Raw genomic sequence first — 12,119 nt, forward strand, 5'->3', positions numbered from 1 at the left:
TGGAATTTATTGAATTAGTACCAAAGGGGGGATAAAGATGTTTCTTGGCATATCTGATTTTAGCATTTTGGCTGTATATTTTTTATGCATTTTGAGTACTCTTGCCTGTGTAGTTTATGGGTTGTACAACTGGAACAGAGGAGGGGAAGAAGATATTCAAGAGCTGAAGGAAGAGACGAAATAAGGATTTAATAAGTTCAGCATTTTTTGTAAAATACTATTTGGCATATTAAATATGAATGTCGGTTATCGCTTATTTACATGTATAATTATTACTTGTGGTTAATTAGAAGCAAACGCGGCAATAAAGCGGATAGTATATTTTAATACAAATTAGTATAGATTTCAATTCGTATAGCAAGAGTATGTGGTTAAGGATATAAGCGTCGGTCGAGTATTCTGGTGATAGCTTACTCTTTAGAATTGTATTAATTTTTGTCAACAATTTCTAAGGAGGATAACAGTAATGTCTGGTTATACAATTATCGTTTTTATTATTTTTCTATTAATTACAATGTATCTTGGTTATCTTGGGTACAAGAATACAAAATCTTCTCAAGATTATCTTTTAGCAGGCAGAAAAACCCATCCGTTAATTATGGCATTATCATATGGAGCTACTTTTATAAGCACTTCCGCAATTGTTGGTTTTGGGGGATTAGCAGCCAACATGGGGATGGGACTCTTATGGTTAACATTCTTTAATGTTTTTATTGGTATATTTATTGCGTTTGTCTTTTTCGGGAAAAGAACAAGAAGAATGGGAAAGGCTTTAGATGCTCATACCTTTTCTGAATTATTAGGAAAAAGGTTTGAATCTAAATTTATACAAGGCTTTGCTGCTGTACTTATTTTTTTATTTATGCCAATATATGCTGCTAGTGTTATAAAGGGCGGTGCTAATTTTGTCCAGACTTATTTTGGTATACCATATAGCGTTTCATTATTAGCATTTGTAGCAGTAGTTGCAATTTATGTTTGGATGGGCGGCATGAAGGGAGTAATGTATACTGATGCATTTCAAGCCGGCATTATGTTTATTGCAATGGTAGTACTACTTGTAACGGCATATGCCAACTTAGGAGGAGTAACTTCTGCACATATACAGCTTTCAGAACTTTTTAGCAATCCTGTAATTCAAGAAGATATAGCAAAGTCAGTAGCGGGAGGATTTCAAGGTTGGACTTCTATGCCAAAGAGCGGGTCTCCAATGTGGTGGAGTCTTATTTCAACAATAGTTCTTGGTGTAGGAATTGGTGTATTAGCACAGCCTCAGTTAGCGGTTAGGTTTATGACTGTAAAAAGTGATAAAGAGTTAAATAGAGCAGTTCTATCTGGAGGAATTTTTATATTTTCAATGACTGGTGTAGCTTTTATCGTTGGAGCTCTTGCTAATGTACTTCTTTTCCAAAAGACAGGGCAAATAGCAATAGTTGCTGCTAATGGTGTAAATGATAATATCATCCCTCTTTTTATTAAGAATTTCTTACCTGAATGGTTTTCTTCAATATTCCTCGTTGCAATGCTTGCTGCAGCAATGTCTACATTGAGTGCTCAGTTCCATACAATGGGCTCAGCAGCAGGTAGAGACTTATATGAAAAAACTCTTGAAAGAAAGGGTAATTCTTTAGTGATAACAAAATCTGCAACTCTTGTGGTTATATTAATAAGCACAGCAATTGCATGGGCAGCCAGCGGACTTCCAATTGCAGATGGTATTATTGCTAAATTTACTACTATATTTTTTGAATTGACAACAGCTGCATTTTTACCTGTATATGTAGCAGCCCTATTCTTTAAGAGCATTCCTAAGGCTGCCGTGAAAGGTGCAATGATATCAGGCTCAGCAACATGGTTTTTCTGGACCTTCTTTGTGCATTCAAATGCTTCATATATGCAGATATGCAAGCTGCTGACAGGCAAAGCTTCTATTGTAATGGAAACATCTTTAGAAAAGCTATCAATGGTAGGAACAACCTTTATTGCACTTCCAGTGTCAACCATTGTAATGCTGCTTGTTTGGCTTGCTTATGCAAAGACAGGGAAAAGCGATTTAGATTCAAAGCATATTAATAAGTGTTTTGGAAGTATGTAAGCAGGGTGTATTTGAAGCATACTCTTATTTGAGACTATTATAGAATTATGAATGTTGCTTAGATTATTTATTTTTATTATCATAATGTAACTCTAAGTCTTTATGAACCAAAACTATTAGTTAAATATCTGATGATATTTGCAAATAGTTTTGGTTCTTTATTTACTGCGCTAGAAATTGTAGAACTTTTAATTCCTATAGCACCTAAATGGGAAGTGTTGTAAATCTATAAAACTATAAAAACTATAAAAACTATAAAACTATAAAAACTATAAAGACATACATACCTCTACGATTAATTGTTAAAATACATATCCTACACAGCAAATATCTATGAATTGCTCTTGAGTTTGGTGATGAAATAGTTGTGACTTTATTAAAATGTTTTCAGTAATTAAAATAAAAAATAATGTATTTTATTTAAAAATATTGAAAAATATGTATAAATATTGTAAAATAATTGGTAACAACAATAAATTAAAAAGGGGGAGAAATATGTTTAATGTAAGACGTATATTATTAATTGGTGTTGTTTTGTCATTGGTGTTCACTGTTTCATTCTCATCTTTGGCTATTGCTGCTGAGCCAGTCTCAAAACAAGAAGTATCTAGTTCTGAAAAAGTTGATATCGGTGTGTCCAAATGTTATCATTGGTATCATCAGATTATTTCAGAAAAGCCACTCTATTTAAATGATGGAGAAACAGATACTTGGTATGACACTGTTAAGGGTAAGGTTGTAATCAAATGGAATAACTTAATTCCAATCTATAACTCATTAAATGCGGAGTTACAGGCGAATAACAAAGTAAAGTACGAGTTTACATTAGTTAGTTGCGAAAGCTATTCTTCCGATTTCATTAAAGGTACTTTTGATATTAAGAAAAATGGGGTACTGGTTGCATCAAATATTAAGGGTCAGCTTTATGGATTAAACTTGAGTGAGGGCGAATACTTCAAATTCTACTCAGATGACATGAAGTGGCATTTTAGTGCTTACATAACAGATAGAATTGATGGTTCAATTGGTATTTGCAAATAAAAGTATCAAGAACTATTATTAACTAGTACCAAAGCTGAAAATTGGTTTGGTATTGCTGCACAGATTCTATATCATTTATACATAGAAAATTAACGAAGGCTTTTAAGGGATATACCTTAAAAGCCTTCAACTTTATCAAAAGTAATAACAGTTTAAAGAACTATTTTATGCATGCTTATACATGTAATTAATAAATTTACAGATATACTATTACAAATGGTCATTAGGATGTTAAAATAATAGTTGTGATTAATTTTAGGATGGTATTGTCGTGAAAATAACAATAGTTTATGGTACTGAACGTAAAGGCGCTACATACAATATTGCTCAGGAAGTGGTTAAAAATATTGAAAATTCAGTGGTAACAGAAGTTTTTCTACCAAGGGATTTACCTGAGTACTGTATTTCATGCTTCAGATGTTTTACAGAAGAACAAGGAACCTGTGCACATAGCAGATATACAAATCAGATACGTGAAAAGCTATTATGGGCAGATTTAATTATATTAACTTCGCCTGTATATTCATTTCATGTTTCTGGTCAAATGAAGGTTTTTTTGGACCATTTTGCAAACATGTATATTGTCCATCGGCCTAATAAAGAAATGTTTCATAAACAAGGTTTGGTTATAGCAACAGCATCAGGACCTGTTTATTCAAAAACACTTAATGAAATGAAAGATAGTCTAGATTTATGGGGAGTTGCTAAGACGTATAAACTAGGCTTTGCACTAATGGAAGTAAATTGGGATAAGATTTCTGAAAAAATTAAAAAGAAAATTACTAAAAAGGCAAAAGCAACAGCTGTTAAAATTAAAACCAATAACGGGAATATAAAACCCTGCTTTAGAGTGCGTAAATGGTTTTATGTAAGTCGTTTTATGCATAAAAAACTGAAATTAAATCCTCCTGATGTATTATACTGGGAAGAGAAGGGCTGGACAGGGAAGGTGCGTCCGTGGCATAAATAGCTTGAAACTTTATAGTAAATAATGTAATAGTGCTCAAGGTCAATGTTCAAGTGTATATAATTTTCCTAAATAGAGTGGTACCCTTATGGATTAAAAAATAAAGCCGCAGCATTTCAGCTAACGGCTTTATTTTTATTATTCTTTTTCTAAGGCATCCATTAAATGATACCCCATGTCCATAACACGTTGTTCATACTCTGTATTGCTTAATATGATAACTACATAAGGAGTAGTATTATTTCTGATTATAAATGAACTGTAACCCGGCAAATAACCTCCATGATGTACAATCTCCGCTTCTTTACTGTTGTCATCATTTGCTATACTACTTGATGCACTATTTGAACTTTCACTTTGATCTCCAGAGGTATCTGATTCATGGCTATCTTCTGCGTGTTTTTCATCAATAAACCAGCCATAACCATAATTTTCTACGTGAGGAGTAAACATTTCCTTTAAAGATTCATTTGTAATAAGTTTATTGGTATTCAAAGCTTTATTCCATTTATATAAGTCCTCAACAGTGGAATATATCCCTCCTGCTGCATATGTAAGTGTAGGCTCTGCTTCAAATGATTTTTCATATGGATTTGAAGACTCTGCCGCGTTTTCTTCTTCAAATATAGCAGCATTTGCTACAAGTTTTTTATATCCAATTGCCCTGTCAGCTATTCCAGATTTGTCATCAGTACTCTTTGAACTGCTTAAGAATCCTGAATTATTCATATTTAATGGTTTAAATATATTTTGCTCAATAAAGTCCTCATATTTCATACCTGAAACCTTTTCTATAATGAATCCAAGCAATGCATAATTTGAGTTGCTGAATTCATATTTTGCTCCAATATCAAAATTGAGAGGCTTATTTTTGAATAAATCTATAACTTCTGAAGACGTATATGCATGCTTTCCAATTTCTATTGATTCAACAAGTGAGTAAAGTTCAGGTATTCCAGAGGTGTGTGTTAGCAGATGATAAATTTTTATTTTTTCACCATTAGGGTAATCTGAAATATACTTATTGATTGTGTCCTGAATGTTTAGTTGATTCTTTTCTTGGAGCATCATAATTGCCGTAGCAGTAAACTGTGATGTAATAGAAGCGATTCCAAAAACAGTTTGTGGGCTATTGTCGATTTTTTTATCATAATCTGCCTTGCCATAACCGTTGTTTAATAGAATCTCATCACCATTTGCAACTAGAATAGAGCCGTTAAATCCAGTATATAAACTTATTATATCATCTAATTGAGTTTTAGTATCCTTATTGGAAGAGGATTCACTTGTACAACCAGCAAATAGTATTGAAAAAGTAAACAAAAAAGTGAGCACACCGAGTGAAAATTTCTTTAGCATCATAAAAAACCTCCAAAACGACTAAATTCAATTAAAGTATACCAATTATGACTTTGCATGTCAAAAATTAGGGGTAAAATATTTTGATAAGTACTCCATTTAATTTCAACTAATAAAGTACTTTGCAAAGAACTACTTTTGATAATAAAAAATAAAAATGATAAAAGTCTAAATAAATTTATTTAAAAGTTGGATATTAATAATATACAATTATATCATCTATATTTATTAAGAGCGGGTAAATAAAGCAGAGGAACAAAAAAGAAAATCACATAAATATCATGTTATGGGAAAATTATATATTTAGGTCTATGATTTTACATATAGTGTTATAGGTTTCTTGCTTTAGAACAGCACATATGCATGTTTATATTTAGTTAACATTATTATATTAAACTAGGTTAATGTGAGTTAAAATCATGCAACAAAAGAAAATAGTGAGGAGAATAATTAATGGAAACATTTTATGCAGTACTTGCTTTGCTTATAATAATTTGTACTTCTAATATTATTAATCATTTTATTCCATGTATTCCTGTACCTTTGTATCAAGTGGCTTTAGGAAGTATTCTGGTTCTTTTATTTCCTGAACTTGAAATGGGAATGAATCCTGAGTTGTTCTTTGTATTATTCGTAGCACCTATTCTTTTTAATGATGGTAAACGTGTTCCAAGAGGAGAACTATGGAATTTAAGGGCACCTATTCTAATGCTTGCATTAGGGCTGGTGTTTGCTACTGTTTTTATAGTAGGGTATTTTATTAATTGGATGATTCCAACCATTCTGCTATCAGCCGCTTTCGCATTAGCAGCTATTCTTTCACCGACAGATGCAGTAGCTGTAAGTTCCCTTGCCAGCAGGATAAAGTTGCCGAAAAATGTAATGCATTTGATTGAAGGAGAAGCCTTAATGAATGATGCATCTGGACTGGTGGCATTCAAATTTGCAATAGCGGCAACTATTACGGGTGTTTTTTCTTTAAAGGAAGCCTCTATTAGCTTTTTTATTATAGCAATAGGTGGTTTGTTGTGTGGCTCAATTTTAGCATTTTAAATTATACATGTGAGATTATTTTTGCGTTATCTTGGTATGGAAGATGTAACTATGCATGTGTTGATTCAGATGCTTACTCCGTTTGCAATATACCTTGTGGCAGAACACATCGGAGTCTCTGGTATATTGGCAGTAGTAGCAGGAGGAATTGTACATGCTATTGAAAAAGAAAGAATGGAATTCAGCTTAAAAATGCAAATTGTTTCAGATAATACATGGTCTGTTCTTTTATATATATTAAATGGATTGGTATTTGTAATTTTAGGTCTGCAAATTCCCAAGGTATTAAGTGCAATATTTAATGATCAATATCACAATAATTATCAAGTTGTTATGTACATCATACTTATTACAGCTTCTCTTATTATACTTCGTTTCCTTTGGATTGTAATATTTTCTGAGGGCAGTAAAATATTGGATAAATCCGAAAAAAAACAAAAGGTTTCACTAAAGTCATATGTATTGACATCTATTTCAGGTGCTAGAGGTGCAGTAACATTAGCGGGTGCTTTTTCTATTCCTATGGTATTGCAGGACGGCAGCCCTTTTCCAGAAAGAGATTTAATAATTTTTATTTCTGCAGGAGTAATATTATCTACATTGACAATTGCGAGCATTTTCTTGCCAATGTTTTCTGAGAAAAGTGAAATTCAATTAAGCAGCAACGAAGATAAAGAAAGAATTGCAAAATCGAAGCTGATAAGATATATAATTAATAATTTAAAATCTGAAATAAACGATTATAATAGATCAGCTGTAATGGCAGTTATAGCTGATTACCGTAAAATTCTTAAAAGTATGGATAGAGGTAAAGCATCAAAGCGTTCAAGAGAACTATCGCAAGAGGAAATTAATATTCATCTCATTGGACTGAATGCAGAGAAACAAAAGGTTCAGAATTTACTTATACAAGGAAAGGTAGATACTGAAAATGCTTATCAAATTCTAGATATTTTAAATCATAGAAGGATGCTATTAACAAACCGTTTCAAAATGAGAGCCATGACTGCTGGAATACTATTGGCTTCTAAATTTAAACATTTTATTAAAAAAATAGGCTCTAAAAAGTACTCTGAGGGTAAATTTAATAATTCCTATTCTGTTCGGGAAATAAAGATTGAAACTATAAATACTGCTATTGAAGCTATTAAAGAGCAAATTAGTGATGAAAATAGAGAAGTTTCATTATCTGTTATCTCATATTATGAGGAAATAATGCATGTTTTTCAATATTATACTCAAAAGAACAAACATGACGAGCAATTTGAAAAACTAAAAAGGGAAATAAGTTTGAATTCAATTCAGGATGGAAGGGACAAAATACAATTGTTGTATGAGGAAGGTGAAATTTCAAGAGAAATAGCTAGTAAACTTCGAAAGACAATAAACCAATTTGAAGCCCTTGTTATGGAACATGATACGGTATAGTTTAATTAACTTTCAGATAAAAACAAATGTTAAAAATTAATCAATAGTTTATACTTAGTTAATATTATTACATTAAAATAAAGTTAATTAAAATGACAAATGTGATTGTATTTTAAGCATGTAAATGTACTTTATTGATGTAATTATGGTATAATAAAATAGGAAAAAAGTCTACGATTCTTGTTTTATATACTTGTAATAACAACAAATAATTGTGGAAGGAAGAGTAAAGCACAATGATTATGAAGAAGGTTGCGCATATAAAATCGTTACATGGTTTAGATGCATTATTATCAAGTGATGAAATTGAAAGTATTAGAGTAAGCTTTTTTGAAATGCAGCATTTATATCATTCAGCAACACGTGAAATAAGCACAAAACTAGAAATACTAGATGACGAATTTAGATTTATACATAGGCGAAATCCGATTCATAATATGCAAAGTCGCATAAAATCCATTGAGAGTATTTTTGAAAAGCTAAATAGAAAAGGACTTGAAATCAGTATTGAAGCAGCTAAAGAACATCTGACAGATATAGCTGGAATTCGAGTAGTATGCTACTATATTGATGATATATATAATGTTGCTGAGATGCTAAAGAGTCAGGATGACATTACTCTTATCCGTGAAACAGATTATATTAAACAACCAAAGCCTAATGGATATCGCAGCTTGCATCTTGTTGTCAAAGTACCTGTATTTTTCTCAGATAGGAAAGAACTTGTACCTGTTGAAATCCAGATTCGAACAATGGCTATGGATTTTTGGGCTAGTCTTGAACATCAATTAAGATATAAAACTATGGAAGAAGTTCCACCTTCAGTTTCAAAGGAACTACTAGAATGTGCTGAAAAGATAGCATATACAGATTTGAAAATGCAAGAAATTTATAAAACTTTAATGAAGTATAATTGTGATACAGAGTTTGACTTAGAATCAATTTGATTTTTACATTCTTTAGTATTTTAATAGTTACAAATATTATATAGTTTAGAATAAAGTCTTGAACTTAGAAAATTGCTTAGTTCGAGACTTTTTATATTGCAGCATATTCAACTATGAAATTTTAGTATGAAAGCTTGTCAGAATGTTATAATTTGTGCGAGAATTTAGGATAATAAGAGAAGTATATTTTATAATTAAAATAAATCACTGCTTTGTGTTATTATTTTATTACCTTACAGGAAAGTTTATTGTACTGGTTTAATGGTACTTCCGTACAAACTTATCTAAATGGAATTACCACCAAGTAAATTATTTATCTAAGTTGTACTCGCGTACCAGTATAAACTGCGGGTAAAATTATACTATTAGTTAACTGGTACTTCAGTGTAAATGTACCTAAATTGGATACTAAGATAATATATTGAGTGGCGTGTAAGTAATAAGCGATTAGCAGCTGTCAACTAAGTTAAAAATAAAATAGCATAACGACTTAAATAAGGAGATTTAATTAAAATATGAAAAATAGTGTTAAAGTTCTTTTATCAATTATAGTAGTATGCACAGGTATTAATTTTGCATGTATAGGCTGTACAATTAATGACCAAAAGCTAGATTACAATGAAGTTAACGGGTATATGTCAGAGTCTGTAACTACGAAAACTGATAGAGAAAATAATAATTCTGCTGATAATTCTGGAATATACAATTCAGATATAACAAAGCAAAATTCATCAAAGCAGCCAAAGGGAGAAGATATGTCTACCCAATTGCCTTCTGATGAAGGGACTTCAAGATCAACTTCTATAAATAAAGCAGATGAGAAAATAAAATTGCCTCTTGAAGGATTAACTATATGTATAGATGCAGGCCATGGAAAAACTGACAGAAAAGCTGATTTAAAGGAGCCTATAGCGCCTGGCTCGGATATTATGAAAGCAGCTATTGCAAGCGGAACTTCTGGTGTCGCTACTAAAATCACAGAAGCAAGTTTAAACCTAGCTGTATCAAAAAAGCTTAAAAAAGCATTATCTGAAAAGGGTGCTAATATATTAATGATAAGAGAAACTGAATATTGTGATTTGACTAATGTTGAAAGAACAGAACTTTGGAATTCGTCTGGTGCTGACTTGACAATTAGAATACATGCAAATGGTCTTAATGACAATACAGTATCAGGAGTGCTTATGATGGTACCCGGTAACAAATACATTAAAGATGATGAAATGCTTCAAAAAAGTACACTTATTGGGAAGTACATTTTAGAAGGAGTACTGAAGCACACTAAGGCTAAATCAAGGGGAACTGTTGTAAGCAATGAACTTACAGGTTTTAATTGGTCAAAAATTCCAGTGGTACTACTTGAGATGGGATTTATGACCAATCCAGAGGAGGATAAGCTGTTAAATACAGATTCCTACCAAAATAAAATAGTAATGGGCATAGTGGAAGGTATTGAAAAGTATCAAGCTGAAATGAATACTAAATGAAAATTTGAGTTTTTTAATGTTCAGTTATATGCTATTACAGCTAAATATACTGTACTGCTGCGATAAAGGAAATAAGTAATTATAAATATTAAGCAAAAACTGTAAAAAAATATAATCTTACTTGACCTATGAGCTAAGATAAATTACAATCAGAATAATAGGTTTTTTTATAGAGTATTATCAAGAAAATTATTATAAGAGGTGCCGCAATGGGTTTTAATAATGAGGTCGTAAATAATGTTTTAAAGTCATTTGAAATTGATAAAAATAGTATGATTAATATAGCTATGTTGTTTAAAAATACTATGGAAGAGGGCTTAAAGGGTGAGAAGACGTGCCTTAAGATGATTCCGTCATATGTTGGAAAGCCTACCGGAAAAGAAAAGGGTACTTTCATGACAATGGATATGGGTGGAACAAATTTAAGGTGCACAAAGTTTAAAATAGATAATGGCAATTTTGAAACCTTAGTTGAAAAGAAAGAAAAGCTTATAAATAAAGAAAAGAACTATGATTTAACTAAGCCTGAAGTTACTGCGAAGCAACTTTTTGGATTTATTGCTGATTGTATGGCTAGCATAACAGAGCAAGGTGAAAGCATGTATTTAGGCAATACATTTTCATTTCCATGCAGACAGGAAGACATCAATGAGGCATATCTAATTAACTGGACAAAGGAAATTGCCACATCTGGTGTAGTAGGGCAAAATATAAACCAGTTATTAGCTGAGGCTCTTAAGGAAAAGAATGTAGATATAGAACCTGTGGCGTTAATAAATGATACAGTTGGAACATTGTTGGTTGCAATGTATAGTTATCAGGATGCTGACATTGGTTCTATTATGGGAACAGGGCATAATACTTGCTATCTTGAAAACAATCATCCTCTTAATGGAGGAAAGATGATAGTAAATCTTGAATCTGGAAATTACAATATTGGCTTACCAGTAACGAAATATGATGAGATAATTGACAAGAATAGTCAGGTTCCTGGTTCTCAACTCTTAGAGAAAATGGTTTCAGGATATTATATGGGTAGCCTAGTTAAAGAAATATGTTTAGATTTGTATAATAACAAAGCCCTTTTCACAAATAGTGATGTAGATACAAAGGATTTCTTTGATCAGAATTTCAGTGCACTTACAGTTGAAAACTTTATACTATACCCTTCAAAGTGTGAAGATCAGTTTAATTGTACTTCTGAGGATGCTCAGATAATAAAGGCCATATCAGAAGCAGTTTTAAAAAGAGCAGTTCGAATAGTAGCAAGCTCTTACCTAGGAGTTCTATTCCATCAAGAAAATAGGGGTTCAGAAGTTAAGAATAAGCATGTTATAGCAATTGATGGAACCATTTACGAAAAAATGCCAAAGGCTCCAAAGCTTATGGAAGAAGCTTTTATAGATGCATTAGGTGAAGATGCCGCGAATATTGATATTAAGCTTGTTAAAGACGGTTCTGGTTTAGGTGCGGCTATAGCGGCCGCTGTGGCAGTAACACAGAGGTAATAGTTAATTATTGCTTAATGAAATTAATATAAAGATTTTATATAAATAAAACAAAAAGTGGTGCTCTATGACCACTTTCTGTTTTTATAGGATTGAAATCTTCTTTTCAGCAATAACCTTTAAACTCTTTGAAAATTATAAACATGCATGAATACAGACAAAAAGTATATTACTGCTAAAGTTGAGTAAGACTAGTATAACCGCTGAATATAATATGTTAAAAGCTATTTCGTT

The 12,119-nt window shown here is 31.7% G+C and carries 8 protein-coding genes and 1 pseudogene; 8 read left to right on the forward strand and 1 reads right to left on the reverse strand.

What is annotated here, in order from left to right; all coding sequences use genetic code 11:
* Positions 1 to 37: 37 nt before the first annotated feature.
* The 4 genes from EHE19_RS02290 (at position 38) to EHE19_RS02305 (ending at position 4,106) form a co-directional block, all read left to right on the forward strand.
* The gene (locus EHE19_RS02290; RefSeq protein ID WP_171003582.1) at positions 38 to 184 is read left to right on the forward strand and encodes a symporter small accessory protein; all 147 of its coding nucleotides are present in this window, start codon (positions 38 to 40) and stop codon (positions 182 to 184) included.
* 282 nt (positions 185 to 466) lie between these two features.
* Positions 467 to 2,095, forward strand: a complete 1,629-nt coding sequence (locus EHE19_RS02295; RefSeq protein ID WP_137697731.1) for a sodium:solute symporter family protein — start codon at positions 467 to 469, stop codon at positions 2,093 to 2,095.
* A 495-nt stretch (positions 2,096 to 2,590) separates the two neighbouring features.
* A complete protein-coding gene (locus EHE19_RS02300; RefSeq protein ID WP_137697732.1) occupies positions 2,591 to 3,136 on the forward strand; it encodes a hypothetical protein in 546 nt (181 codons plus the stop codon).
* Positions 3,137 to 3,407: 271 nt separating this feature from the next.
* Entirely contained in the window at positions 3,408 to 4,106 is a 699-nt protein-coding gene (locus EHE19_RS02305; protein WP_171003583.1) for a flavodoxin family protein, read from the forward strand.
* A 135-nt stretch (positions 4,107 to 4,241) separates the two neighbouring features.
* On the opposite strand, the gene EHE19_RS02310 is transcribed toward EHE19_RS02305, so the two are convergent.
* Entirely contained in the window at positions 4,242 to 5,465 is a 1,224-nt protein-coding gene (locus EHE19_RS02310) for a serine hydrolase domain-containing protein (RefSeq protein WP_137697734.1), read from the reverse strand.
* Positions 5,466 to 5,915: 450 nt separating this feature from the next.
* On the opposite strand from EHE19_RS02310, the pseudogene EHE19_RS02315 reads away from it, so the two are divergent.
* From EHE19_RS02315 to EHE19_RS02330, 4 genes and pseudogenes are all read left to right on the forward strand, one after another.
* Positions 5,916 to 7,943, forward strand: a pseudogene (locus EHE19_RS02315) (Na+/H+ antiporter).
* Between the two features lie 236 nt (positions 7,944 to 8,179).
* The gene (locus EHE19_RS02320) at positions 8,180 to 8,890 is read left to right on the forward strand and encodes a GTP pyrophosphokinase (RefSeq protein WP_137697735.1); all 711 of its coding nucleotides are present in this window, start codon (positions 8,180 to 8,182) and stop codon (positions 8,888 to 8,890) included.
* A 515-nt stretch (positions 8,891 to 9,405) separates the two neighbouring features.
* Positions 9,406 to 10,377, forward strand: a complete 972-nt coding sequence (locus EHE19_RS02325) for an N-acetylmuramoyl-L-alanine amidase family protein (protein WP_244648318.1) — start codon at positions 9,406 to 9,408, stop codon at positions 10,375 to 10,377.
* A gap of 209 nt (positions 10,378 to 10,586) precedes the next feature.
* Positions 10,587 to 11,885, forward strand: a complete 1,299-nt coding sequence (locus tag EHE19_RS02330; RefSeq protein ID WP_137697736.1) for a hexokinase family protein — start codon at positions 10,587 to 10,589, stop codon at positions 11,883 to 11,885.
* Positions 11,886 to 12,119 lie beyond the last annotated feature (234 nt).

The organism is Ruminiclostridium herbifermentans, assembly GCF_005473905.2.
GTDB lineage: Bacteria > Bacillota > Clostridia > Acetivibrionales > DSM-1351 > Ruminiclostridium > Ruminiclostridium herbifermentans.

Excerpts from the sequence above, each read along its gene's own strand:
- EHE19_RS02290 (WP_171003582.1), top strand. The coding sequence starts at position 38 with ATGTTTCTTGGCATATCTGATTTTAGCATTTTGGCTGTATATTTTTTA.
- EHE19_RS02295 (WP_137697731.1), top strand. The coding sequence starts at position 467 with ATGTCTGGTTATACAATTATCGTTTTTATTATTTTTCTATTAATTACA.
- EHE19_RS02300 (WP_137697732.1), top strand. The coding sequence starts at position 2,591 with ATGTTTAATGTAAGACGTATATTATTAATTGGTGTTGTTTTGTCATTG.
- EHE19_RS02310 (WP_137697734.1), bottom strand. The coding sequence starts at position 5,465 with ATGATGCTAAAGAAATTTTCACTCGGTGTGCTCACTTTTTTGTTTACT.
- EHE19_RS02320 (WP_137697735.1), top strand. The coding sequence starts at position 8,180 with ATGATTATGAAGAAGGTTGCGCATATAAAATCGTTACATGGTTTAGAT.
- EHE19_RS02325 (WP_244648318.1), top strand. The coding sequence starts at position 9,406 with ATGAAAAATAGTGTTAAAGTTCTTTTATCAATTATAGTAGTATGCACA.
- EHE19_RS02330 (WP_137697736.1), top strand. The coding sequence starts at position 10,587 with ATGGGTTTTAATAATGAGGTCGTAAATAATGTTTTAAAGTCATTTGAA.